We start from the raw sequence: 22,414 nt of genomic DNA, 5'->3' as shown, positions 1-22,414 counted from the left end.
CTCGGCCATTGCGGTGGGCGATATCACCTATGCCTCCATCATGATCTGGACCCAGCGCGACAACGTGCTGGAACTGATGGTGCTGCTGCTGCTGTTCTTTGGTTTGCTGACCTGGGTGGTCAGCCATGCCGGGCACTGGCTGGAACACCGACTGAGGATGCCCGGCTATGGCAACCGCTGATTCCAACTTTGCGGGTTCGCCCGCATCGGCTTCATGGCCGCGCGCGGGCCGCTTCGCCGCGCTGCTGTGGTGCCTGCCGCTGCTGGCGGTGGGTCTTGCGGCTACCCGGCATCCGGACCTGGCGCGGGCGCTGGCCAGTGCCTGGCAGTGGTCGCCCGCGCTGGTGCGCGGCTTCCTGGTCAATATCGGCGTGAGCCTGCTGGCGATCGCGCTGGGCACGGCCGGCGGGCTGCTGGTCGGCGCCTTGCGGATGTCGCCGGTGGCGCTGCTGTCGCGCCCCGCGCATTGCTATGTGCAGGTGTTCCGTAACGCCCCGTGGCTGGTGCTGATCTATTTTTCCACCTATGTTTTTCCGTTCGAGCTGAATATCGGCAGCCACATCGTGCCGTTTCCCGACTGGTTCAAGGTGGTGGTGGGGCTGGCGCTGCCGGCCAGCGCCAACGTGGCCGAGGTGCTGCGCGGCGCGGTGCAGTCCATCCCGCTCACGCAGTGGGAGGCGGCCGGCTCGATGGCGTTCTCGCGCTGGCAGATCCTGCGGCTGATCATCGTGCCGCAGTGCGTGCGCCGCATGCTGCCGCCGTGGATGAACCTGTACGCCACGCTCACCATGGGCACCGCGCTGGCCTCGCTGGTGGGCGTGCACGACCTGCTCGATACCGCGCAGATCGCCAGCAATACCGTCAACCAGACCGCCTTTACCGTGCTGATCTACTTCATCGTGCTGGCGCTGTTCTTTGCCTGGTGCTACCCGATTTCCCGCTTCACCCGTTTCCTGGAACAAAAACATGCTGTTGCCTGAACACGCTGGCGGACCCGTGCTGTCCGCCGTCCCCACGGCTGCCGCCGCACCGCTGGTTGCGCTGCAGGACGTGCACCTGGCCTTCGGCGGCAACGCGGTGCTCAGGGGCATCGACCTAGAAGTGCGGCGCGGCCAGGCGGTGTCCATCATCGGCCCGTCGGGCTCCGGCAAGTCCACCATCCTGCGCTGCCTGACCGGCCTGCTGGAGCCGCAGCAAGGCAAGGTCACGGTGGGCGGCGTTTCCGTGCGCGGCCTGCGTACCGAGGCCGAGCGCATCGCGCTGCGCAAGCGCGTGGGCTTTGTCTTCCAGCAGTACAACCTGTTCCCGCACCTGACCGTGCTGCAGAACCTCACCATCGCGCCGGTGCGCGTGCTGGGCCGCAGCCGCGCGCAGGCAGAGGCGACGGCCATCGGGCTGCTGCGCAAGGTGCGCCTGGCCGACAAGGCCGGGGCTTACCCGGGCGAGCTGTCGGGCGGCCAGCAGCAGCGCGTGGCGATTGCCCGCGCGCTGGCGATGGAGCCCGAGCTGATCCTGTTCGACGAGGTGACCTCGGCGCTCGACCCCGAAACGGTGGGCGAGGTGCTGACCGTGATCGGCGACCTGGTGGACGAAGGGCTGACCTGCCTGCTGGTGACGCACGAGATGCGTTTTGCCGAGGAGATCAGCGACGAGGTGTATTTCACCGAGGGCGGCCTGATCGTCGAGCATGGCCCGGCCCGCCGCATCTTCAGCCAGCCGCGCAGCGAGCGCACGCGCGCCTTCCTCAACCGCGCGCTGGGGGCACCGGCCCGGCCGCCCGCCGATCCGTTCGTCGCCAGTTTCGACAAGCTGCGCTTTGCCATCTGACGGCGGGCCGCCAGCCAACCCACACCGAACGACCATGAGCCATCATCGCGATACCCGACTGATCCACGCCGGCACGCCGCCCTTCAGCCAGGGCCACGGCCCGGTCAATGTGCCGGTGGTGCGCGCCAGCACCGTGCGCTTCGAGAGCGCCGCCGCCTATGACGATATCCGCGAGCGCCATGCGCGCGGCGAGCGCGTCAGCGCCTACGGGCGGCAGGGCATGGAGACGCACCGCGCGCTGGAGGACGCGATTGCCGCGCTGGAAGGCGGCGACCGCACCTTCCTCGTGCCCTCGGGCCTGGCGGCGATCTCGCTGACCTTCGTGGCGCTGCTGTCGCCGGGCGATCACGCGCTGGTGGTGGACAGCGTCTATGCGCCGGTGCGCCGGCTGGAGCAGACCCTGTTGCGCCGCCTGGGCATCGAGGTCAGCTACTTCTCGCCGGGCCGGGACGATGTGGCGGCGCTGATCCGGCCCAACACGAAGCTGCTCTACCTGGAGTCGCCCAGTTCGCTGCTCTACGAGGTGCTGGACCTGCCGCGCCTTGCCCAGATCGCGCACCGCCATGGCGTGGTGGTGGCGGCCGACAATACCTGGGCTTCCGGCCACGTGCTGCAGCCGCTGGCGCTGGGCGTGGATGTGTCGATCCTGGCCGCGACCAAATACATCAGCGGACACTCCGACCTGATGCAGGGCGCGCTGGTGGTCAGGGATGCAGCGCTGGTGCGCCGCCTTGCCGACGCCTACGACGGGTTCGGGCTGGCCATCGGCGCGGACGATGCCTACCTGGCGCTGCGCGGCATCCGCACGCTGGCGGTGCGCCTGGCCCAGCATCAGCGCAATGCGCTGGCCGTGGCGCACTATCTCGAGGCGCACGCGGCGGTGGGCAGGGTGTTCTATCCGGCCTTGCCGTCGGACCCGGGGCACGCGTTGTGGCTGCGCGACTTCTCCGGCGCCAACGGGCTGGTGTCGTTCTCGCTGCCCGGGGCGGACGCCGCCGGGGCGCGCAAGCTGGTGGATTCGCTGCGCCTGTTCGGGCTGGGCGCCTCCTGGGGCGGCTATGAAAGCCTGGTGCAGGTGGCCGCGCCGGAACGCCTCGCCGAGCACTCGTACTGGCGCGGCACGGAACCGGTGATTCGCTTGCATATCGGGCTGGAAGCGGCGGATGACCTGATTGCCGACCTGGAGCAGGGACTGGCGGCGTTGCCGCAAAGGCGCGCCGCGGCCTGAGACAGGCAGGGCTGGCCGGGTTGCCCGAAAAAAGGAAGCGGTGCGGGGTGTTTGCCCGCTTCCAAAAAAGCCAGTGTCATCGTTGCGCTGGCTTTCAGTACGCTTTGGCCTGGCGCGGCCGCGCCCGGCTGCCGGGGCTCAGATCGCCCAGCCGCCGCCGTAGAACACGGCCAGCGCCAGCGCAATGCCGACCGTGCCGACGTTCAGCTTGCGGAACTCGCCGGCCACGATGCGGCCGATCACCAGGGTGCAGAAGCCCAGCATGATGCCGGTGACGATATTGCAGGTGAGCACGATAAAGACCGCGCAGACCAGCCCGGCCATGGCGTCGACCATATCGTCCATATGCAGCTTGCTGACGCTGCTGAGCATCAGCAAGCCGACATACATCAAGGCCGGCGCCGTGGCGTAGGAAGGCACCAGCGCAGCCAGCGGCGAGAAGAAGATCACCGCCAGGAACATCAGGCCGACCACCACCGCGGCCAGGCCGGTCTTGGCGCCGGCCGCCACGCCCACGCTCGACTCGATATAGGCCGCCGCTGGCGCGCCGCCGAAGAAGGCCGAGAAAATCGAGCTCAGCGAATCCGCGGTCAGCGCGCGGCCGCCGTTGTGGATCTGTCCTTTCTCGTCGAGTTGCCCGGCTTGTCCCGCCACCGCGCGGATGGTGCCGGTGGCATCGAACACGGCGGTCATCACCAGGGCCAGCACGCTGGGCAGCACCGCCAGCGACAATGCGCCCTTGATATCCATCGCGCCGATCAGCGAGGCATGGCCCGGCGCGCTCAGCGAGGGCAGGGCGAACACCCCGGAGAACCTGACGGCGGGATCGAAGGCCAGTCCCAGCGCGGAGATGGCCACGATCACCAGCAGGATGCCGCCCGGGACGCGGCGCTTTTCCAGGCCGAAGATCGCCGCCAGCCCCAGCACCGACATCACCACGGGGAACGCGGTGATCTTGCCCAGCGCGACCGGCAGGCCGGCGCCGGGGTTCTTGACCACCAGGCCCACATCGCTGGAAGCGATCAGCAGCAGGAACAGGCCAATGCCGATCCCGGTGCCATGCGCCACGCCGGCGGGCAGGTTGCGCAGGATCCAGGAGCGCACGCCGGTGACGGAAATGGCGGTAAAGACCACGCCCATCAGGAAGATCGCGCCGAGCGCGACAGCGGGCGTGAGCCCTTGCCCCAGCACCAGCCCGAAGGCGGTGAAGGCGGTCAGCGAGATCGCGCAGCCGATGGCGATCGGCAGCCTGGCCCACATGCCCATCAGCAAGGAGCCGAACGCCGCGGTCAGGCACACCGCGACAAAGACGGCGCTGCTGTCGAAGCCCGCTTTGCCGAGCATGCCCGGCACCACGAACACGGAATAGACCATGGCCATGAAGGTGGTGACGCCGGCCACCACCTCGCGGCGCTGCGTGCTGCCGCGCGCGCTGATCTGGAAGTATCGGTTCAGGAAGCCCGTGACCTTGGTGGCTTCGATCGCCTCTGCGGCGTCGATGGCCTCGGTGCCGGGGGCGGCGGCACGGCCGGGGAACGGCTGTTCAAGCATGGCGGAGTGTCTCCTTTGTGATGCACTGGGGCGGTGGCTGGGCACGCGCATCCAGGCTGTCTCGCTTTATCGTTGTCGGTACCGGAGCCGGCACGCCATCCGCGGCACAACGCAAGGTTGCGCTGCGGGCAGCACTGCATGGTTCCGGTACGCCGCTGTCAGCCAGGTGTTCGCCACTCCGTGCTGGCGCCCCTGGTCAGACATGGCGCAAGACTAAGGGAGGGCGGGGCGTTTCCCCATAACCGGCCGCGCATGGCGGGCATTGCGATTTTTGTATGGGGAGGCAGGCGAGTGCCTGCCGCGGCACCGGGTTGGCTATCCAGTCAACCGATCGGCAAAATAAGCGGCGAAGCGATTCGTCAACCGATACGCGTTCTGAGTCCGATGCGGCGCAGGACTGCCTGGATGGCATCCGTGGCACCGCCTCTTGCGCGCGCGTCGTTCAACACGGCGCGGACCCGCAGGGCCAATGCTTGCGCGATCAGCAGGGCATCGGCATGCTGCGGGCTCGATCCGCTGCGCGCGTAGAGGTCGACTTCGTTCAGCGGCGTGCTGCCCTGGTAGACGAAGAGCCGTACCTTCGGCAGATAGCCGCCGTCGGCGAGCGCCTTGGCGCGCGGCATGACGCGGTAGGAAATCTCATTGTGCGTGGATGGCATGACGGCATTCACGGTCAGGCGTCGCGCTTCAGGGGCGACGTGGCAATGCCGACTTCAGGCCGGGTGGCGTAGTCGACGCCGTGCCGCTCCAGATAGTCGCGGATCAATTGCCGCACCACTTGCGAGGGCGTTTGGTCCTGCGCCGCGCATAGCGTTTCAAAGGCTTTCTTCTTCACCGGGTCGATCAACACGGTGAGACGGGCGGTCTTGGATTCCATGCGGTCTGTCGTGGCGCTTCATGATAATAGAATTATCATTATATACAACTGCGTGCTGGCGTAACAGCACACAGGCGCGTGCCGGGCCATCGCTGGCGAATGACGGATCGGACCCGCACCGGCGCGCCTCAGACCAGCACGTGGCGCGTTTCCTCGAAGAAGCGGAAGATCCGCCGCTCCATCTCCGGATCGATCATCGCCTCGGGCCGCTTTCCATGCGGGCAGGCCAGCCGTGGCGTGGTCCCGAACAGCCGGCAGATCAGCGGACGCTCGGCGTACACCTGGCAGCCGTTGCTGCCAAGGTGCGGGCAACTCAGTTGCGCAAGCGCCGCTTCATGCTCGGCATCGCTCTTGACGGGAAGCCTCGACATCTCTTCGGTGGAAGTGGTCACCGGTCCACAGCAGTCATGGCATCCGGGGACGCACTCGAACGCGGGGATGCGGGAGCGGAAGAACCTGATTTTCTGGCTGGTCATTTGCATTTGACGCTTTCCCCGTTTTGCTTTCCGCACCACACCGAGTACCAAGCCGAATACCGCGCCGGTTGCCATGACCATGCCAGGCGCATGGCGCTCAGGAAAACCGGCGGGCGAGCCATGCCGCTACTCCTGCCGCCGCGGCCATCCATAGCACGATAACCGCGGCGCCCGCTATCCAGTTGACGGGCGCCTCGGCCGTGGGGCCGGCCGCGGCCCGGTGCTGTTCCATCACTGCGGGCGGGATCAGCCGGATGGCCACCAGCACGCCGAGAGGCAGCAGCACCACATCGTCCAGATGGCCGATCACCGGGATCCAGTCCGGCACCAGGTCGATGGGCGACAGGGCATAGGCAGTGATCAGGCGGGCAACGCCTTTCGCGTACCACGGCGTGCGGGGATCGCGCGCGGCCAGGCGCAGGGCGGGGAGCTCCCGCCTGACCTCGCCCTCCCATGCGCGTGCGCGCGCCGCCAGCCGCTGGAGCAGGTCCCGGCGCAACAAGCGGTGCCGTACATCGTCGATGACGGGCACCGCGGCGAGCGCGAGCAGCAGGGTGGCCAGCGGCAGGGTGGAGCTGAACCCGATATGCTTGAACCCCAGCGCGCCGATCACGCCGCCGGCGAAGAACAGGGAAACCAGCACGGCGAGTACCCGCAGCTTCTGCCGGTTGGCCAGCACCGGAGGATGGCCGTTGCCCGCCCTGGCCAGGTTCCAGTAGAAGAGCTTGCCGAGTTCGATGCCGATGTCGGTCACCATGCCGGTGACGTGGGTCGTGCGGATCTCGGCATTCGATATCTTGGTGATCATGGCATTCTGCAGTCCCATGATGAAGCAGAGCACCATCACCGTCGCCGGCACGAACAGCCATTCGTGGTGTTCGAGATTGCTTCCCAGCAAGCCGAAACACACCAGCAAGGCCGATTCCAGCATCAACGGCAGCGCGTATTCGCTGTGCAGGCGTTCGCGCCGTCCCCAGTTGATCAGGATCGCGGAGCATGCGGCACCCGCCAGGAACGAAAGCAAGGCCCCGAGCCCGTCGAGGATGAGCCCGATATTGCCTAGCGCCAGGTTGTCGGCCATGGCGGAAACGATGCCCGACATATGCGAGGTGTACTGCTGTACGGCGAGAAAGCCCCCCGCATTGGTCGCGCCGGCGACAAAGGCAAGATAGCAGGCCAGTTGCCGGTTAGCCTGGGGGCTGCGCACCCTCCCGGTCAGTTGACGCAAGTACGAAGTCGGCATGGTTGCTGTTCGTGGGCAAGGCTGCGCGTTGTGCCGGCAGTGGATGCAGGTTCGGGCGGTGCGCTGCCGTCGTCCGCCGGCGGATTTTCAGTTTGCCAGCTTGCGCCAGAAGCTGCTGTCCGCGGCGAACTGCCTGCCCCGCTTCATGCGGCGCGCGGCGGAGCGCAGGTTCAGTGGGTGCGCCATCTCCAGGATGCGTGCCCGCGCGAGCAGCGCATCCAGCGACGGGAGCGCCCATTCCCCTTTCCATGCGAACAGCGTGTAATTGCAGCTATCCTCGGACAGCGAAACGACGAACGAATCGCCGAATACCGAGCTGACCTCTTCCAGGTAGAACGGAATGTCCTCGTCGCTTTCGAGGTAGTTGGCGACCAGCACGCCATCGTCGGCGAGCCGCCTGTGGCAGGCGGCGTAGAAATCCGCGGTACCCAGCCGTGCCGGCATGCCCGAGGAAACGAAGCCATCCACCAGGATCACGTCCGGCCGCGCATCCTGGCCTTTGACGTAGTCCGCACCATCCGCGCAGACCACTTCGAAGCGGTCGTCGTCGGGCGGGATAAAAAACGTATCGCGCAGCGCGATGACCGCCGGGTCGATCTCGATGGCCACCAGCCTGGTCGCCGGCAGGTGCCGGTAGCAGTACTTGGCGAGCGAGCCGCCGCCGAGTCCGATCATCGAGATCCGCGCTGGCGATGGCCGCAGCAGCAGAAAGCCCATCATCGTCCGCGTGTATCCGAGCACCAGCTTGTCGGGCTCGCGCACCGACATCATGCTTTGCGTTGCATGCACGTCGAAATGCAGGGAGAGCGCATGCTCGGTTTCCAGCACGACCGGCGTACCGTCGCCCGGCGCCTCGGCGAGAAACTTCAGATAGGCTTCAAAGGAGGTCAGCGTGGGATCCATCTGGCGGGGGTGGTCCGCTCGCAAGCCTGGCAGCGCCGGCGGGTGGACTCGTTTAGTCGCATAGCATGGTAATAGCATTATCATACAGTACTATTCCGAGTCGCATGAGAGGCCACCCGCCGCGTTGCGCCGCGCCGGCCGGCCTGGCGGGGCCAGGAAGGCGGGCCCGGCAGGCTGGACGCTCTGCGGGCTTCGCTCATACACTGCAACGCTCAACCGGCCCACCGAGCGATGCCATGCAAGTGATTTTCCGCTGCGATCCCCTGTTGCAGGACATCCTGCCGCGCCCCCTGCCGGCGCAGCAGGCGCTGCCGGACTGGGTGCGGGCAATGCGGCCCAAGGCCTTCTCGGCGTTGCACGGGCGGGATATCCGCACGGTCAAGCAGTGCCCGCCGTTCATCGACGCCATGACGCTAGGCTTCGTGATCGTGCTGCCGTGCGATGTGCGGGTGGAGCGGGGCGTGTTTTCCTGGGACTGGGCCTTGCCGGAGCCGGGCATCGACGGCCATCCGCGCGCGCCGCTGAGCTTTCACGTGCCGGAGCAGCTGGCCGGTTCGCCGCTGCATGCCGGCGCGGTTGCCCTCAAGTTCAACAGTTTCTGGACCATCGAGCTGCCGGCCGGCTGGTCCTTGCTGGCGATGCATCCGGCCAACCGGCTGGACTTGCCTTTCCGGACCCTGAGCGGCCTGGTCGACGCGGATCTTTTCCATGACGTCGGCATCAACTTCCCGGCCCTGTGGACCGATCCGGATTTCGAGGGGGTGCTGCCCAAGGGCACGCCGGTGGCGCAGTGCTGCCCGGTGCCGCGCACGCAGCTCGCGTTTTCCTATGCGGCGATCGACGGGGAGAGCGCCGTTCGCTACGAGAAGCTGGCCGCGGACGTGCTGACTACGCCCGGGGTCTACCGCAAGCGCTTTCGCGCGCCGCGCGAGCGCGGCGGTCAGTCCTGAGCATGGCCAAGGGTGGCCAGCAAGGCGCGCAGCGCACCCAGGTCCGCCCATAGACGGCCATGCGGCCCTGAGCACAGGGCTTGCGCGATGCGGCCGAAGGTGCCGGGCTCCACGCGGAAGGCGTGGGCGTATGCGGCCAGGGCCGCATCGGGCTGGCGGTCCGCCTGCAGCACGATGCCGAGGTTGACCGCCGCCGGCGCGGCATCCGGGCGGCAGGCCAGCGCGCTGCGCAAGGCGGCCTGGGCGCCGGCCAGGTCGTGCCGGTCCTGCCGGACCAGGCCGAGCTTGATCCAGCCGTCGTAGTCGTCCGGGTGCGCGGCGAGCAGGGTTTCCAGCGAGTCCTGCGCGGCAGCCAGCTCACCCAGTTCCTGTTGCGCAATGGCCAGGTTCAGGCGGGCCTCCCTGCTGCGCGGCTCCAGTGCCGCGGCATGGCCAAAGGCGCTGGCCGCTTCCGCCAGCCGCTTTTGCCCGTACAGGACCTTGCCCCGCTGGAAGTGCGTGCGCGCGGCGTTGCCGTCAAGCGCGATGGCGCGGTCCAGCGCGGCCAGCGCGGCTTCCGGCTGGCCGGCCTGCCGCATCGCGTCCGCCAGTTCGATCCAGGCCGGCGCGAAGCCCGGCGCGCGCTGGATCAACTGGCCCAGTTCCGCCAGGGCGTCCGCGCTGCCCATTTGCCGGCGGGCGACACAGGCGAGGTAACAAGGCTCGACGGCATTGCCGCTCAGCGCGCAGGCCCGCAGCAAATGCGGCAGCGCCTGTGCCGGCGCGCGATCCGCCAGCGCGGCACGGCCGGCGATCAGCAGCGACGGCAGGTGGTCCGGGCGCAACGCCAGGCTTTGAGCGATATGGTGCCGTGCCTGCGCGGTCTCCCCGCGCTGCATGGCGATCAGCGCGATCAATTGCAATACCGCGGGATGCGCCGGATGGTGCCTGGCCAGGGCGGCGGCGCATGCCGCGGCGGCTTCGGCCCGGCCTTGGTTCAGGTGCGCAAGGGCGGCGGCCAGCCCGGCTTCCAGGCTGGTTTCCTGTCCGTCTTCAGGCGTGGCTTGATCCGTACTCTGCCTGGTCATGGCGCGCGGGGTCGTTGGGTTGCCGCAAGCTTAACCGGTCTGGCTTGCCGGCGGCATGCGCGCAGCCGATTCGCCCTGGATTCAGGCCGGACCGAATTCCGCCAGCAGGCTGGCGCGGTGCTCGTCCAGCCTGGGCGAGCGCCTGAAGGCGGCGCCGGTGCCGGGCGCGCTGCCGACCTTGACCGGGTTGCCGGCCAGGGTGATGGGACGGTTCTCGCCGATGCTGGCCTGCAGCAGCATAGCGCGGGCCTGCACATGCGGGTCCTGCACGATGTCGGCCACGCTCTGCAGCGGACCGTGCGGCACCCCGGCACGCTCCAGCGCGGCCGACCAGCCGGCGCAGCCGGCCTCGGCAAGGCGGGCTTCCATGCAGGTCTTCAGTTCGGCATGGTGCTGGTTGCGCGCCACCACGGTGGCGAAGCGCGGATCGGCGGCCAGCTCCGGCTGGCCGAGCGCGGCGCAGAGTTTCTGGAACAGGGTGTCGTTGCCCGCGGCGATGACGATATGGCCGTCGCCGGTCCTGAACATGTCAAAGGGCGTGATGGAGGGATGGCGCGTGCCCAGCGGCGCGGGCACGGCGCCGGTGGCCGAGTGCCGCGCGATGGCGTTTTCCAGCAGCGCGACCTGGCAGTCGAGCATGCCGATATCGACGCGTTCGCCCAGGCCGGTGCGGCCGCGCTTGAGCAGCGCGGACTGGATGCCGATGGCGGCATACAGCCCGGCGCCCAGGTCGCCGATGGAGACACCCACGCGCACCGGGTCGCCGCCGCTCTGGCCCGTCACGCTCATCAGCCCGCCCATGGCCTGTACCACCATGTCGTAGGCGGGCCTGTCCCGGTAGGGGCCGGTCTGCCCGAAGCCCGAGATCGAAGCGTAGACCAGGCGTGGATTGGCGGCATGCAGCGCCTCCCAGGTGAAGCCGAGCTTCTCCATCACGCCGGCGCGGAAGTTCTCCACCAGCACGTCGGCGCTGGCGATCATGGCCGCCAGCACGGCGCGGTCGCGCGGCGATTTCAGATCCAGCGCGATGGATTCCTTGTTGCGGTTGACCGAGGCGAAGTAGGCGGATTCCCCGTCCACGAAAGGGCCCACATGCCGCGAATCGTCGCCGCCGTCGGGGTTTTCGATCTTGATCACGCGCGCGCCGAGATCGGCCAGCATCATGGTGCAATAGGGGCCGGCCAGCACGCGGGTCAGGTCCACCACGGTGAAGCCCGCGAGCGGGAGGTCTGCGGCAATGCGATTCATGGAAATCCTCTTGGGCCGGAGCGGCCCGTGTATGGCGAATGGAGAAGACAACGGCGCTCAGTCGATCCGGGCGCCGCTGCTGAGCGTCAGCTCTGCCACGGTCTTGCCCTCGCGCTGCGCGAACGCCTTGAACTCGGCAGGAGATACCGATGGCGAGACCTCCTCGCCGCGGCTTGCCAGCTTTGCCCGCAGGTCGGGCCGCGCCAGCGCCCTGGCCGAGGCGGCGAAGAGCTTCTCGATGATGGCGGGAGGCGTTTGCGCCGGGGCAAACAGGCCGTACCAGCCGCTTATGTCGTAGCCCTTGATGCCGGCTTCCGCTAGGGTGGGATAGTTCGGCAGCACCGGGGAGCGCTTGGCCGAGGTCACGGCAAGGCCGATGACTTTGCCCGTATCGATCATCGGCTGCACCGAGGCCGGTGTGGCGAAGGTGAATTGCGCGTCGCCGGCGGCCACGGCCTGCGCGGACGGCGCGCCGCCCTTGTACGGCACATGGGTGATCCGCACATCGGCCAGCCTGGCGAACTGCAGGCCGGCCAGGTGCGTGATCACGCCGTTGCCGGACGACGAGTAGTTGAGCTCGCCGGGATGCTGGCGGGCTTTTGCCAGCAGCTCGGCCACACTGCCGATGCCGGCGCCCTTGCTGGCGGCCAGCAACAGCGGCGACGCGGTCAGGCGCGTGATGGGCGCGAAGTCCGTGGGCTCGTAACGGATGGTCTTGTACAGCACCTTGTCGCCGCCCATCAGGCTGGCGGTGGCGATATACAGGGTGTAGCCATCGGCGGGGGCCTTGGCCACGGTGTCGGCGGCAATGGTGGTGCCGGCGCCGGGTTTGTTGTCGACGATGACCGGCTGGCCCAGTTCCTTCGAGAGCGCATCGCCATACAGCCTGGCCACGTTGTCGGCGCCGCCGCCGGCGGGGAAGCCGATCACGATGCGGATCGGCTTGGATGGGAAGGCGTCCGCCGCCAGCACGGGGCCGGCCAGCGCGGATGCCATCAGGAACAGCAGGGTAGGGTGCCGCTTGATCATCGTCGTCTCCTGTTTTGTTTTTTCGCGCCGATGCGCTGGTCTGCTTCTGGTGTGCTTCCGGATGGCTTCGCCCCGGGCTAGCGGCCGGTGAAGGCCGCCGGCCGCTTCTCGCGCCACGCGGCCGCGCCCTCGCGCAAATCGGCCGACGCTCCGGCGCGCGCGATGTCACGTTCCAGGGCGGCTACGTCCAGCGCCCCGCGCGCGATCTGGTTCAGGGCCTGCTTCATGCCCAGCAGGGCGATGGGCGCCATGCCGGCGAGCGTGGCGCTGAGTTCTTCCACCCGCTGCGCCAGCGTGTCGGCCGCGACCACCTCGTTGAGGAACCCCACCCTCAGCATCTCGCCGGCATCGAGCCGCGCGGCAGTCAGGAAAAGGCGCTTGGCGGTATCCACGCCCAGCCGGCTGACATAGCGCTCCAGCCCGCCGCGATAGAAATGCAGCCCCAGCCTTGCCGCTGGCATGAACATGTCGCAATGGGGCACGCCCACGCGGAAATCGCAGGCCAGGCAGAGATCGGTGGCGCCGCCGTACACGCCGCCGTTGACCGCGGCGATGGTGACGGGGCGCGCGGCTTCGATCAGGTCGATCAGCTCGCCGAAGGCCGGCGCCCCCGCCTCGTCGGCATTGGCCAGGGCGCCGATGTCGTAGCCGCTGCAGAAATATTTGCCCGTGCCGGTGAAGCGCAGCACCAGAACGTGCGCCATCGCGTTGACGGAGTTGATATGCTCGCGCATTACCTGCAAATCCCCCGGACTCAGCCGGTTGGCTAGCTCGGGTCGTTTTAAAGTGATTGTTGCAACGCTTTTTTCGATGCAGAGATGCGGTTCGCCGTTTGTTTGCATATAAGATTGATGTTTAGATATATTTAAATTGATTTTAGATATGCCCAAAGAGCCTTCAAATCGAGGTTTACCCGTGCAGTCTCTCCAGGACCGGATCCGCGAAGCCATCGAGGAAGAGATCCACGCCGGCAAGCTGAAGCCCGGATCGCAGCTCGACGAGCGCGCGCTGGCCGAGCAGTTCGACAGTTCGCGCACGCCGGTGCGGGAGGCCTTGCTGATGCTGGCCGCGCAAGGCCTGGTGACGATTGCCCCGCGTGCCGGGATCTTTGTCCATCAGGCAACCATGGCCGAACTGGTCGCCATGTTCGAGACGCTGGCGGAGATGGAGGGTGTGGTGGCGCGTCTGGCCACGCAGCGCATCGGCGCGGCGGGCAGGGCGGCGCTGGTGTCGGCCTTCGAGCAGGGGCGCGCCTATGTGGAGGCGGCCGACATGCCCGGCTATGTGGAGGCCAACCGCGCGTTTCACGACGTGCTTTACCACGCCACGGCCAACCCCTACCTGGCCGATCAGATCCGCATGCTGCGGCGGCGCCTGGCGATCTACGGGCGCCATCGCGGCTTGATCAATCCGGCCCGGATGCCGGGCTCATTCCATGAGCACGGGCTGATCGTTGCGGCCGTGCTGGAGGGCAATGCGGACGCGGCGGCGAGCGAGATGCGCGCGCATATCTCAGCGGGCGGCAAGGCCGTCGCCGACCTGGTACTGATGGCGCAGGACGCCTACTGCGAGTCCGCCGGCAGCACCGTAGCGCGCTGACAAAAGGCGGCGGGCAGGCGTGGCAGGCGCGCGCGGGCGACAACTGGTAGCATGGCAGGCAGCTTGCCCGGACGGGGAGGCGGGGCCTGGATTCCGGGTTCCCGCGCCCGTTCGCCGCGGCCGTCAGGCGGGGGCGCACCGCGCGGCCCCCGGTCTTCAACGCTGTCTTCCCGACTATCCTGCCTCGTGTCCGCCGATATCCATTTCTATGAGCCCGCAAAAGGGCATGGCCTGCCGCATGATCCCTTCAACGCCATCGTCGGGCCCCGGCCGATCGGCTGGATCTCCTCGCGCGGCGCCGACGGGATCGTCAATCTCGCGCCCTACAGCTTCTTCAACGCCTTCAACTACACGCCGCCCATCGTCGGTTTTGCCAGCATCGGCTACAAGGACAGCGTGCGCAATATCGAGCAGACCCGCGAGTTCTGCTGGAACCTCGCCACGCGGCCGCTGGCCGAGCCCATGAATGCAAGCTGTGCGGCGGTGCCGCCGGAAGTCGACGAGTTCGTGCTGGCTGGCCTCACGCCAGCGGCATCACGCGCCGTCTCGGTGCCGCGCGTGGCGGAAAGCCCGGTCTCGTTCGAGTGCAGGCTCACGCAACTGATCCAGCTCGAAGGCGTCGGCGGCGAGAAGGTGCCGACCTGGCTGGTGCTGGGGGAGGTGGTGGGCGTACATGTCGACAAGGCGCTGCTGAAGGACGGCATCTATGACACCGCCGCCGCCCGGCCCATCCTGCGCGGCGGCGGCCCGGCCGATTACTTCGAGATCGGGCCCGAGGCACTGTTCAAAATGTGGCGTCCGCGCTGAAGACAGCCGCGGGAGTCGTTTCTGGCGGCTGATTTCCGGGGATCGAGGCCGTGTCGAGGCGCACCTTGACAGACAGACCTGTCTACTCAAATAATGTAGACAGGTCTGTATCATTTCGTGAGCGACCGGTGAGCCGAATGTGCCGCCGACGCGCCAGTCATGCGCTGCGGGCCATGGTTCGGATCCCCGGACCCGCTTCGGCCACCCCGGCCGTCGCGCCTTAACGCCGCCAGGAGAAACCGATGTCGTCGCATGCCGAAGTCCGTCCGCCGTTGCCCCCATTCACCCGCGCGACCGCCATCCAGAAGGTGCGCGCCGCCGAGGACGGCTGGAACAGCCGCGACCCCGAACGCGTGGCGCTGGCCTATACCGCCGACAGCGCGTGGCGCAACCGCGCCGAATTCGTCAACGGGCGCCAGGCCATCGTCGATTTCCTGGCGCGCAAGTGGCAGAAGGAACTGGACTATCGGCTGATCAAGGAATTGTGGGCATGGGAGGGCAACCGCATCGCGGTGCGCTTTGCCTACGAGTGGCACGACGATTCGGGCAACTGGTACCGCTCCTATGGCAACGAGAATTGGGAGTTCGACGAAGCCGGCCTGATGCAGCGGCGCTTTGCCTGCATCAATGATGCGCCGATCAAGGAAAGCGAGCGCAGGTTCTTCTGGCAGCTGGGACGGCGTCCCGACGATCACGCGAGCCTGAGCGATCTCGGCCTGTAAAGCGGCATCATCCGCCCACGCTTTGAACCAAGGAGTCTTTCAGCCATGGCCACGCCTTCCGCCCGCGAGCGCATCCTGGATACCGCGGCCCGCCTGTTCTACCAGGACGGCCTGCGCGCGACCGGCATCGACAGGATCATTGCCGAATCCGGCGTGGCCAAGATGTCCCTGTACCGGCATTTCGCCTCGAAGAACGAATTGATTGCCGCCTTCCTGCAGCGGCGCCACGAAAGCTGGATGGCCTGGTTCGAGCAGGAGGTGGAGGCGCGCTTCGCGGCCAGCCCGGGGCTGGACGTCATTGCCGACGCGCTGGCCGGCTGGTTCGATGGCGGGGATTTTCGCGGCTGCGCCTTTATCAATGCGGTAGCCGAGGCGGGCGCATCGGGCGAGGGGAGCCAGGTCGCGCAGTCCGTGGCGCACAAGGCGGCGCTTGCCGCCTTCATCGGTACGCTGGTCAGGCGGCTCGGCCTGCCGGAGCCCGAGGCGGTGACGGAAGAAGCGATGCTGTGCGTGGAGGGCATGATCGTGCGCTTCCAGATGACGGCCGACCCCGGCGTTGTCGATGCCGGCCGGCGGCTGCTGCGCCGGCTTCAGCAAGCGGGTTGAAGGGCGGGCCGATGCCCGCCTGCTGCCCTATTGTTTCAGCGAGGCGATCAGCCGGATGCCGAGCAGCGCCATCACGCCACCCGCCGCACGGTCGAGCCAGAGCTTGAAGCGCAGGTAAAAGGCGCGCGGGCGCGCCGACGACAGCGCCACCGCCACGATGGCGTACCAGCCGGTCTCGATGGCGAAGACCATCAACGGCAGCGCCAGCAGCAGCGGCGCCGGCACCTCGGCCGGCAATAGCGCGGCGAAGACGCTGGCATACACCACGGCGGTCTTGGGGTTGCTGAGTTGCGTGGCCAGTCCGCCAAGCAAGGCGCGGCCGCCGCCGGGGGCCTGCACGGTGCCGCTCTGCTGCGCGCCGGCCGCCATCGCGAGGGGCTCGCTCGCGCCGCGCCAGATGCGCATGCCCAGGTAGACGAGATAGACGCCGCCGCCGACCTTCATCGTCATGTAGAGCCAGGGCACCGCGGCCAGCAGCAGCTTGAGTCCGAGCAGCGCGGCTGTCGCGAACACCACGCCCCCAAGTCCCATGCCCACTGCCATGTGGAGTGCGTCCGCGCGCGAGCGGGCAATGGCGGCGCGGGCCACCATCACGAAGCTGGGGCCGGGGCTGACGGCGCCGAGCGCCAGCGCTCCGCCAATGGCCAGTATGGATGTCAATGCGTTCATGGGGTTGTCTCGCGGGGGATCACGTCGTCAGGGAAGGGCGCGCCAAGGCGCGGCGCCTTGGCGGCATGGCTGCCATGGTAGCAGGCCACCTGCACGCGCCGGCACTGCGTGCATGGCACAGGCGCTTTTTTCAGTTCGCGCCAGCCTGCAGGCGGCTCAGTCCGGCCACCGTCTCCGCCAGTTCCGCCCGCAATCTCGCCACCAGCTTCGCCGCCGGCAGGCTGCGCGACAACTGCGCCGCCTGTCCCGCCCACTGGGCGGCAAAGGCGGCATTGCCGCGTGCCTTGGCTGCCGCATGCAGGGCCTTGCCGGCATCGTAGGTAAGCGGATAGTCGGGAATCGGCGGGCAATCCCGTGCCTCGCCCAGTCCGGTCAGGCGGTTGACGAAGCCGCGCGCGCGCCGGCCCGAGATGGCGCTGGTCAGGGTGGTGCCGGCTGGCTGGCCTGCCAGCAGGGCCGCGCGGTATGCGGCGTCGGCCGCGGACTCCGGGCAAGCCACGAAGGCGGTGCCGAGCTGCGCCGCCTGCGCGCCCAGCGCCAGCACCGCCGCGATGCCGGCGCCGTCCATGATGCCGCCGGCGGCCACTACCGGTAGGCTGGTGTTGCGTGCCAGCAGGCGTACCAGGGCCAGGGTGCCCAGGCCTTCGTCACGCCCTTCGGCCTTGAAGGTGCCGCGATGGCCGCCGGCCTCGATGCCCTGCGCCACGATGGCGTCGATGCCGGCGTCTTCGATCCGGCGGGCTTCGTCCAGGCTGGTGGCCGTGGCCATCAGCACGATGCCTGCCGCACGCAGCGCGTCGGTCCAGGCCTGCGCGGGCAGGCCGAAATGGAAACTCACCACCGCCGGCCGTTCTTCCAGCAGCATCGCGTACATGGCTTCGTCGGCGACAAAGCTGGTGTAGATCTCGCGCAAGGCGGCCGGCGGCGTGGCGCCGAACTCGGCGAAGTACGGCGCCAGGTAGGCCAGCCACTGTGCCTCGCGCGCCGGGTTGGCGATGGCGGGCGCGTGGCAGAACAGGTTGATGTTGAAGGGCTTGTCCGTCAGCGCGCGGGTTTCGCGGATGGTCTTGCGGGCACTCTCGGCATTCATGGCGCCGACGCCGAGCGAGCCCAGGCCGCCGGCATTCGATACGGCGGCAGCGAGCGCCGGGGTGCTGACGCCGGCCATCGGCGCCTGGATGATCGGCGTGGCGATGCCGAGCAGGGAAAGCAGCGCGCGGCGCTGTGTGGCTGGGCTGTTCATTGGCAGGCTCCTACGCATGGGTTGAATTGTTGCGATACCGGGGGTGTCTGCTAAAGGAAGCATGCGGCGGTCGACGCCAGCAAGGCGACGGTGGCCGCGGCAAGGGGGCCGGCAAAGCTCTGGGCGTGCGCCATCAGCGCATTGGAAACCAGGGGGCCGGCGATCTGGCCGACCCCATAGGCGGCGGTCATGGCAGCCAGCAGGTTGAACCTGACGGCGTGCGCCATGCGCTTTGCCGCCGGCATGGCGATGGTCACCGTCCCGACGAAGGTGCCGCCCACCAGCAGCGCGCTGGCCAGGTAGGATGGCGCCGCCTGGCTCAGCGCAGGCAGGATGACGCCCACGGCTTGCACCAGCAGGTTGAGCGCGAGCGCACGCCGCGTGCCGAGGCGGTTGTGCAGCGCATGCCAGAAGAAGCAGGAGGGTGCGGCGCCAAGGCCGAAGGCCGCCCAGATATGGACCGGATCGATATGGCCGAGCGCGTCGCGTACGAACAGCGGCAGGTAGGTCGCGGTCACGATGTAGCCAAAGCCGGCCAGGCCGTAGCTTGCCACCAGCGGCCATGGCCCGGGGTCCCCGGTCCTGGCGGCGGGATAGCCGGCATGGCCCGGCGCGTTTGGTGACGGCGGCGGCTGCGGCGCACGGCTGGCCCCGAAATGCGGCCATGCGGGCAGGGCCAGCACGGCGGAGCCGGCGCAGAGCGCGCTCCATAGCACAGGGCTGTGCCAGCCGGCGGCGTTGCCGGCCGCGATCAGTTCGGCGGAGAGCAGGATGCCGGCACCCACGCCCGAGAACAGCAGAGGCGCGCTGTGCGCCTGGCCCGGCAGATGGAACAGCCAGACGGAGGCGGCAATCAGCGCGATCGCGCTGAATACGCCCGCCAGGAAGCGCACCGCGATGAAGAACCCGGGGGCCGCCGGCAGCGCCAGCGCCAGCAGGCACGCGGCGGTGCCGAGCAAGGCCACGCGGCACAAAAAGGGCGCGGCGCGCTCCGGGCTGCGGGTCATGGCGAGGGCGCCCGCCAGGTAGCCCGCATAGTTGGCCGAGGCCGCCAGCGAGCCGGCGCTGACGCTCAGCAGGCCATCGCGGACCATGAGGGGATACATGCCTGTGAACGCGAAGCGGCCAAAACCCATGCCCACCGCGAGCACCAGCGCGGCGGCCAAGGAGGGCAGCAAGGGCAGCCACGCTGCCAGGGCGGTGCGCGCCGATGCGTCCCCGCGCACCGGGCCGGAGCGGATCCTAGCCACGCTGCAACTCCTGCAGGAAGGCTTCGTACGCCGAGGTGATGAACCCCGAGCGCCGCACCAGGAAGGTGTGGGCGGTACGCACCGGCACGGTCTGCAGCGCCGTAGCATCGGGATGCAGCGCAAGCAGCGACCTGGGCAGGATGGCGACCGCCGAGCCGGCCGCCACGCAGGCCAGGATGGCGTGATAGGAAGCCAGCTCGAGCATATTCGGGGCAGGCCGCGGGGTCTCGGCGCCGCCCGCCAGCCACGCCTCGGCGCACATGCGATACGTGCAGCCGCGTGCGAAGGTGGCCAGGCTGCGCGGCAGGATGTCCTGCGGCGCACGCACCGGCGGATGGCCGGGCGGCAGCACCAGCAGGAGTTCCTCGGTGAAGAGGAAGGCGCCTTCGAGGCCGGGGCCGAGCACGTCCATGTCGAGCGTGGCCGGCGTCCCTTCGGCGGGGTGGGCGACCACGGCGCAATCGAGCCGGTGCGCCAGCAGGGAATCGATCAGGGCCTGCGTGGTGCCGGTCTGGATTTCGATCTGCACATCCGGCCACTTGCCGTGGTAACGCGCCAGTGGCCGGGGCAGCCGGCTGGCCGCCGAGCTCTCCATGCTGCCCACCCGCAGCTTGCCGGTGGGAACGTCGCGGCGCATGGATTGCCGGGCTTCCTCGGCCAGGGCCAGCAGTTGCTCGGCGTAAGCGAGGAAGCGCTGGCCTTCGGGCGTCAGCGTCATGCGCTTGCTGTCGCGCAGGAACAGCGCTACACCCAGTTCCTCCTCGAGCTGCTTGACGCGCGTGGTCACATTGGACTGCACGCGGTCCAGGCTCCTGGCGGCACGGGTGACGCTTTGCTCAAGCGCCACGGCCCGGAAAATCTCAAGTTCGGCCAGATCCACGGCAATCCTCTTGTAGACAGAGACCTTTACGTTCTTAAAAGAAGAACGTATTTTTGCTTACTATCATTTATAAGGATGAATAAGTCAAGGAAGTCCTACACCCGGCAGGGCGGCGCAGGGACAGCGGATAAAGTGGAGTAGCACCGGAGGCGGTCAGGGCAACGGTGGTGGCGCAAGCTCGGCCCGGAAGATTTCCGCCGCCCATTCGATAAAGGCGCGGACTTTCGCCGTCAGGTGGCGGTTGCGCGGATACATGGCCACCAACGGCAGCGTGCCGGCGTTCCAGTCGGGCAGCACGGGCACCAGCCGGCCGCTGGCCAGGTGTTCCCGGATCATCCGGTTGGCCGGGCTTTGCATCAGGCCCATGCCGGCTACGGCCGCGGCGATATAGGTGTCGGCATCGTTTGCCGCGACCCAGTGCGGCCGGTTGATTTCATAGGCCTCGTCGCCGCGCCGGAAGTCGAAGGGGAATATGCGCCCGGTCTTGGCCGAGAAGAAATTCACGAAGCGATGCTGGTCGAGGTCCGCCAGCGTGGCGGGCGTGCCATGCCGTTGCAGGTAGCAGGGCGCCGCGCACGTCACCACCGCCAGTTCGCCCAGGTGCCGCGCGGCCAGGCTTTCGTCATGCACCAGGCCGCCGCGAATCACGCAATCCACGCCTTCGGCGATCAAGTCGACCGGACGGTCGGAACTGCCCAGTTCCAGCACGATCTGCGGGTAGCGGCGGAAGAATTCCGGCAGTGCGGGCGCGATCATGTGGCGGCCAGTGGCGGCGGGCACGTCCACCCGGAGCCGTCCAGCGGGCGTCACCACGGCATGGCCGAGCGCACCTTCCAGTTCATTCATTTCCTGCAGCATCGCCACCGCGCGCTGGTGGTAGACCATGCCATCGTCGGTCAGGCTCAGCCGGCGCGTGGTGCGATGCAGGAGCCGCGCGCCCAGATGCGTCTCCAACTCCTGGATGATGGTGGTGACACGTCCCTTGGGCAGATGCAGCGCGGTCGCCGCGCGGGTGAAGCTGCCAAGCTCGACCACGCGGACAAAGACTTCCATGGACTTGAATCGGTCGATGCTCATGGGGGTGTACGTCGCTGATTGTTTTGATTGGTGTGAACAGTGATTCTCCGAATCGTAGTTTATTCGGAAAGAACCGCACAATAGACTGGCTTCATCGCACAACCGATCAACGAACCGATCAACGAACCGATTGAAGGAGAAGCAAGATGACCGCATTGCGCAACGTTCCCGCCATTGCCCTCGGCGCGCATGGCCCGCGACAGGTTTCCGCCCTTGGCCTGGGCTGCATGGGCATGTCGGATTTCTACGGCGCCAGCGACGACGGCCAAAGCATCTCGACCATCCACGCCGCGCTCGATGCCGGCATCAACCTGCTGGATACGGGGGACTTCTATGGCGCCGGCCATAACGAAATGCTGATCGGCCGGGCGCTGAAGGGGCGCCGCGACCAGGCGCTGGTCTCGGTCAAGTACGGCGCGCTGCGCTCGCCGGACCACGGCTGGCTGGGCATGGACGGCCGACCGGCAGCCGTGAAGAACTTCGCCGCCTACAGCCTGCAGCGCCTGGGCACCGATTGCATCGATATCTACCGCATGGCCCGGCACGATCCGTCGGTGCCGGTGGAGGAGACCATCGGCGCTGTCGCCGACCTGGTGAAGGCTGGCTATGTGCGCTACATCGGCTTGTCCGAAGTGGGGCCGGACATCATCGAGCGCGCCCACAAGGTGCATCCTATCAGCGACCTGCAGATCGAGTACTCGCTGCTCAGCCGCGGGCCGGAGGCCAGGATCTTCCCGCTGCTGAAGGTGCTTGGGATTGGCGTGACCGCCTATGGGGTGCTGTCGCGCGGCCTGCTTGGCGGCTCCAGGCCCAAGGGGCCGGAGGACTTTCGCAGCCACCTGCCGCGCTTCAGCGGGGAGAACCTGGACCACAACCGGCAACTCGTGGACGCGCTCCAACAGGTTGCGCGGGGGCTGGGCGCCACCAGCGTGCAGGTGGCGATCGCCTGGGCCCTGGCCAAGGGGCGCGAGCTGGGTGTGCAACTGGTGCCGCTGGTCGGCTCGCGCACGCTGCAGCAGCTGGAAGGCGCGCTGGGCGCGCTGCCGCTGACGTTGTCCCCCGCGGATATGGCCCGCATCGAGCAGGCCGTGCCCGGCGATGCCGTGGCCGGCACGCGCTACGGTGCCGAGCAGATGGCGTTTCTCGACAGCGAACGCTGAGA

General features: G+C 68.1%; 24 protein-coding genes and 1 pseudogene. 10 read left to right on the top strand and 15 right to left on the bottom strand.

From position 1 onward, the window contains the following. The 4 genes and pseudogenes from P3W85_RS31570 to metC all read left to right on the top strand — a co-directional run. Window positions 1-181: pseudogene (locus P3W85_RS31570) on the top strand (amino acid ABC transporter permease); the annotation flags it as partial. Beyond that, on the top strand, window positions 168-980 hold the full coding sequence (locus P3W85_RS31565; RefSeq protein WP_276267651.1) for an amino acid ABC transporter permease: 813 nt from the start codon (window positions 168-170) through the stop codon (window positions 978-980). The pseudogene P3W85_RS31570 and the gene P3W85_RS31565, both read left to right, overlap by 14 nt. Continuing rightward, window positions 967-1,827 carry an amino acid ABC transporter ATP-binding protein gene (locus tag P3W85_RS31560; RefSeq protein ID WP_276267650.1) on the top strand — a complete coding sequence of 287 codons (861 nt, stop codon included), beginning with the start codon at window positions 967-969 and terminating at the stop codon, window positions 1,825-1,827. Before P3W85_RS31565 ends, P3W85_RS31560 begins: the two co-directional genes overlap by 14 nt. A 34-nt stretch (window positions 1,828-1,861) precedes the next feature. Beyond that, complete coding sequence (gene metC, locus P3W85_RS31555) at window positions 1,862-3,055, top strand: cystathionine beta-lyase (RefSeq protein WP_276267649.1); 1,194 nt, start codon at window positions 1,862-1,864, stop codon at window positions 3,053-3,055. A gap of 138 nt (window positions 3,056-3,193) precedes the next feature. Here metC and P3W85_RS31550 read toward each other — a convergent pair whose 3' ends face one another. The 6 genes from P3W85_RS31550 to P3W85_RS31525 form a co-directional block, all read right to left on the bottom strand. Continuing rightward, window positions 3,194-4,606: an NCS2 family permease gene (locus tag P3W85_RS31550; protein WP_276267648.1), complete on the bottom strand. Its 1,413-nt coding sequence runs from the start codon at window positions 4,604-4,606 to the stop codon at window positions 3,194-3,196. Window positions 4,607-4,965: 359 nt separating this feature from the next. Beyond that, window positions 4,966-5,265 carry a hypothetical protein gene (locus tag P3W85_RS31545; RefSeq protein ID WP_017230660.1) on the bottom strand — a complete coding sequence of 100 codons (300 nt, stop codon included), beginning with the start codon at window positions 5,263-5,265 and terminating at the stop codon, window positions 4,966-4,968. Between the two features lie 14 nt (window positions 5,266-5,279). Continuing rightward, window positions 5,280-5,483 carry a hypothetical protein gene (locus P3W85_RS31540; protein ID WP_017230661.1) on the bottom strand — a complete coding sequence of 68 codons (204 nt, stop codon included), beginning with the start codon at window positions 5,481-5,483 and terminating at the stop codon, window positions 5,280-5,282. Between the two features lie 128 nt (window positions 5,484-5,611). Next, on the bottom strand, window positions 5,612-6,040 hold the full coding sequence (locus P3W85_RS31535; RefSeq protein ID WP_276267647.1) for a YkgJ family cysteine cluster protein: 429 nt from the start codon (window positions 6,038-6,040) through the stop codon (window positions 5,612-5,614). Between the two features lie 16 nt (window positions 6,041-6,056). After that, window positions 6,057-7,202 carry a DUF1275 domain-containing transporter gene (locus P3W85_RS31530; protein WP_276267646.1) on the bottom strand — a complete coding sequence of 382 codons (1,146 nt, stop codon included), beginning with the start codon at window positions 7,200-7,202 and terminating at the stop codon, window positions 6,057-6,059. 87 nt (window positions 7,203-7,289) lie between these two features. Continuing rightward, on the bottom strand, window positions 7,290-8,105 hold the full coding sequence (locus tag P3W85_RS31525; protein ID WP_276267645.1) for a fused MFS/spermidine synthase: 816 nt from the start codon (window positions 8,103-8,105) through the stop codon (window positions 7,290-7,292). A 236-nt stretch (window positions 8,106-8,341) separates the two neighbouring features. Here P3W85_RS31525 and P3W85_RS31520 point away from each other — a divergent pair, with 236 nt between their 5' ends. Then, on the top strand, window positions 8,342-9,055 hold the full coding sequence (locus P3W85_RS31520; RefSeq protein WP_017230665.1) for a hypothetical protein: 714 nt from the start codon (window positions 8,342-8,344) through the stop codon (window positions 9,053-9,055). Here the strand turns inward: P3W85_RS31520 and P3W85_RS31515 are convergent. The 4 genes from P3W85_RS31515 to P3W85_RS31500 all read right to left on the bottom strand — a co-directional run bounded on the left by P3W85_RS31515 (window position 9,046) and on the right by P3W85_RS31500 (window position 13,241). Further along, on the bottom strand, window positions 9,046-10,122 hold the full coding sequence (locus tag P3W85_RS31515) for a tetratricopeptide repeat protein (RefSeq protein WP_276267644.1): 1,077 nt from the start codon (window positions 10,120-10,122) through the stop codon (window positions 9,046-9,048). The two genes, P3W85_RS31520 and P3W85_RS31515, sit on opposite strands and share 10 nt — an antisense overlap. An 81-nt stretch (window positions 10,123-10,203) precedes the next feature. After that, window positions 10,204-11,370 (bottom strand): CaiB/BaiF CoA transferase family protein, encoded by a 1,167-nt coding sequence (locus P3W85_RS31510; RefSeq protein ID WP_276267643.1) that lies wholly within the window; start codon window positions 11,368-11,370, stop codon window positions 10,204-10,206. Between the two features lie 57 nt (window positions 11,371-11,427). Beyond that, on the bottom strand, window positions 11,428-12,399 hold the full coding sequence (locus tag P3W85_RS31505) for a Bug family tripartite tricarboxylate transporter substrate binding protein (RefSeq protein WP_276267642.1): 972 nt from the start codon (window positions 12,397-12,399) through the stop codon (window positions 11,428-11,430). Between the two features lie 77 nt (window positions 12,400-12,476). Further along, the gene (locus P3W85_RS31500; RefSeq protein ID WP_276267654.1) at window positions 12,477-13,241 is read right to left on the bottom strand and encodes an enoyl-CoA hydratase/isomerase family protein; all 765 of its coding nucleotides are present in this window, start codon (window positions 13,239-13,241) and stop codon (window positions 12,477-12,479) included. A gap of 73 nt (window positions 13,242-13,314) precedes the next feature. Here P3W85_RS31500 and P3W85_RS31495 point away from each other — a divergent pair, with 73 nt between their 5' ends. From P3W85_RS31495 to P3W85_RS31480, 4 genes are all read left to right on the top strand, one after another. Continuing rightward, window positions 13,315-13,998 (top strand): GntR family transcriptional regulator, encoded by a 684-nt coding sequence (locus P3W85_RS31495; RefSeq protein ID WP_017229162.1) that lies wholly within the window; start codon window positions 13,315-13,317, stop codon window positions 13,996-13,998. A 186-nt stretch (window positions 13,999-14,184) separates the two neighbouring features. After that, window positions 14,185-14,805, top strand: a complete 621-nt coding sequence (locus P3W85_RS31490) for a flavin reductase family protein (protein WP_276267641.1) — start codon at window positions 14,185-14,187, stop codon at window positions 14,803-14,805. Between the two features lie 242 nt (window positions 14,806-15,047). After that, window positions 15,048-15,527 (top strand): nuclear transport factor 2 family protein, encoded by a 480-nt coding sequence (locus P3W85_RS31485; protein WP_276267640.1) that lies wholly within the window; start codon window positions 15,048-15,050, stop codon window positions 15,525-15,527. A gap of 45 nt (window positions 15,528-15,572) precedes the next feature. Beyond that, complete coding sequence (locus tag P3W85_RS31480) at window positions 15,573-16,133, top strand: TetR/AcrR family transcriptional regulator (RefSeq protein ID WP_276267639.1); 561 nt, start codon at window positions 15,573-15,575, stop codon at window positions 16,131-16,133. A gap of 27 nt (window positions 16,134-16,160) precedes the next feature. On the opposite strand, the gene P3W85_RS31475 is transcribed toward P3W85_RS31480, so the two are convergent. The 5 genes from P3W85_RS31475 to P3W85_RS31455 form a co-directional block, all read right to left on the bottom strand. After that, on the bottom strand, window positions 16,161-16,802 hold the full coding sequence (locus P3W85_RS31475) for a LysE family translocator (protein ID WP_276267638.1): 642 nt from the start codon (window positions 16,800-16,802) through the stop codon (window positions 16,161-16,163). A 130-nt stretch (window positions 16,803-16,932) separates the two neighbouring features. Beyond that, window positions 16,933-18,045 carry an NAD(P)H-dependent flavin oxidoreductase gene (locus tag P3W85_RS31470; protein WP_276267637.1) on the bottom strand — a complete coding sequence of 371 codons (1,113 nt, stop codon included), beginning with the start codon at window positions 18,043-18,045 and terminating at the stop codon, window positions 16,933-16,935. Between the two features lie 50 nt (window positions 18,046-18,095). Beyond that, window positions 18,096-19,295, bottom strand: a complete 1,200-nt coding sequence (locus P3W85_RS31465; protein ID WP_276267636.1) for a YbfB/YjiJ family MFS transporter — start codon at window positions 19,293-19,295, stop codon at window positions 18,096-18,098. After that, a complete protein-coding gene (locus P3W85_RS31460; protein WP_276267635.1) occupies window positions 19,288-20,175 on the bottom strand; it encodes a LysR family transcriptional regulator in 888 nt (295 codons plus the stop codon). The genes P3W85_RS31465 and P3W85_RS31460 overlap by 8 nt, the downstream gene beginning before the upstream one ends. 153 nt (window positions 20,176-20,328) lie before the next feature. Beyond that, on the bottom strand, window positions 20,329-21,252 hold the full coding sequence (locus P3W85_RS31455; protein WP_276267634.1) for a LysR family transcriptional regulator: 924 nt from the start codon (window positions 21,250-21,252) through the stop codon (window positions 20,329-20,331). Between the two features lie 146 nt (window positions 21,253-21,398). Here P3W85_RS31455 and P3W85_RS31450 point away from each other — a divergent pair, with 146 nt between their 5' ends. Next, window positions 21,399-22,412 carry an aldo/keto reductase gene (locus P3W85_RS31450; RefSeq protein ID WP_276267633.1) on the top strand — a complete coding sequence of 338 codons (1,014 nt, stop codon included), beginning with the start codon at window positions 21,399-21,401 and terminating at the stop codon, window positions 22,410-22,412. Window positions 22,413-22,414: the final 2 nt, after the last annotated feature.

It is taken from the genome of Cupriavidus basilensis, assembly GCF_029335485.1.
GTDB classification, from domain to species: Bacteria; Pseudomonadota; Gammaproteobacteria; order Burkholderiales; family Burkholderiaceae; genus Cupriavidus; species Cupriavidus basilensis_E.
The sequence above is the reverse complement of the archived record's forward strand: the minus strand, read 5'-3'. Positions and strand labels throughout refer to the sequence as shown.

Bases quoted from the DNA above. Each gene is read 5' to 3' on its own strand.
- P3W85_RS31560 (WP_276267650.1), top strand. From the start codon at position 967: ATGCTGTTGCCTGAACACGCTGGCGGACCCGTGCTGTCCGCCGTCCCC.
- P3W85_RS31520 (WP_017230665.1), top strand. From the start codon at position 8,342: ATGCAAGTGATTTTCCGCTGCGATCCCCTGTTGCAGGACATCCTGCCG.
- P3W85_RS31550 (WP_276267648.1), bottom strand. From the start codon at position 4,606: ATGCTTGAACAGCCGTTCCCCGGCCGTGCCGCCGCCCCCGGCACCGAG.
- P3W85_RS31500 (WP_276267654.1), bottom strand. From the start codon at position 13,241: ATGCAAACAAACGGCGAACCGCATCTCTGCATCGAAAAAAGCGTTGCA.
- P3W85_RS31485 (WP_276267640.1), top strand. From the start codon at position 15,048: ATGTCGTCGCATGCCGAAGTCCGTCCGCCGTTGCCCCCATTCACCCGC.
- P3W85_RS31565 (WP_276267651.1), top strand. From the start codon at position 168: ATGGCAACCGCTGATTCCAACTTTGCGGGTTCGCCCGCATCGGCTTCA.
- P3W85_RS31525 (WP_276267645.1), bottom strand. From the start codon at position 8,105: ATGGATCCCACGCTGACCTCCTTTGAAGCCTATCTGAAGTTTCTCGCC.
- metC (WP_276267649.1), top strand. From the start codon at position 1,862: ATGAGCCATCATCGCGATACCCGACTGATCCACGCCGGCACGCCGCCC.
- P3W85_RS31475 (WP_276267638.1), bottom strand. From the start codon at position 16,802: ATGAACGCATTGACATCCATACTGGCCATTGGCGGAGCGCTGGCGCTC.
- P3W85_RS31535 (WP_276267647.1), bottom strand. From the start codon at position 6,040: ATGGTCATGGCAACCGGCGCGGTATTCGGCTTGGTACTCGGTGTGGTG.
- P3W85_RS31530 (WP_276267646.1), bottom strand. From the start codon at position 7,202: ATGCCGACTTCGTACTTGCGTCAACTGACCGGGAGGGTGCGCAGCCCC.
- P3W85_RS31545 (WP_017230660.1), bottom strand. From the start codon at position 5,265: ATGCCATCCACGCACAATGAGATTTCCTACCGCGTCATGCCGCGCGCC.
- P3W85_RS31515 (WP_276267644.1), bottom strand. From the start codon at position 10,122: ATGACCAGGCAGAGTACGGATCAAGCCACGCCTGAAGACGGACAGGAA.
- P3W85_RS31505 (WP_276267642.1), bottom strand. From the start codon at position 12,399: ATGATCAAGCGGCACCCTACCCTGCTGTTCCTGATGGCATCCGCGCTG.
- P3W85_RS31455 (WP_276267634.1), bottom strand. From the start codon at position 21,252: ATGAGCATCGACCGATTCAAGTCCATGGAAGTCTTTGTCCGCGTGGTC.
- P3W85_RS31540 (WP_017230661.1), bottom strand. From the start codon at position 5,483: ATGGAATCCAAGACCGCCCGTCTCACCGTGTTGATCGACCCGGTGAAG.
- P3W85_RS31470 (WP_276267637.1), bottom strand. From the start codon at position 18,045: ATGAACAGCCCAGCCACACAGCGCCGCGCGCTGCTTTCCCTGCTCGGC.
- P3W85_RS31510 (WP_276267643.1), bottom strand. From the start codon at position 11,370: ATGAATCGCATTGCCGCAGACCTCCCGCTCGCGGGCTTCACCGTGGTG.
- P3W85_RS31480 (WP_276267639.1), top strand. From the start codon at position 15,573: ATGGCCACGCCTTCCGCCCGCGAGCGCATCCTGGATACCGCGGCCCGC.
- P3W85_RS31450 (WP_276267633.1), top strand. From the start codon at position 21,399: ATGACCGCATTGCGCAACGTTCCCGCCATTGCCCTCGGCGCGCATGGC.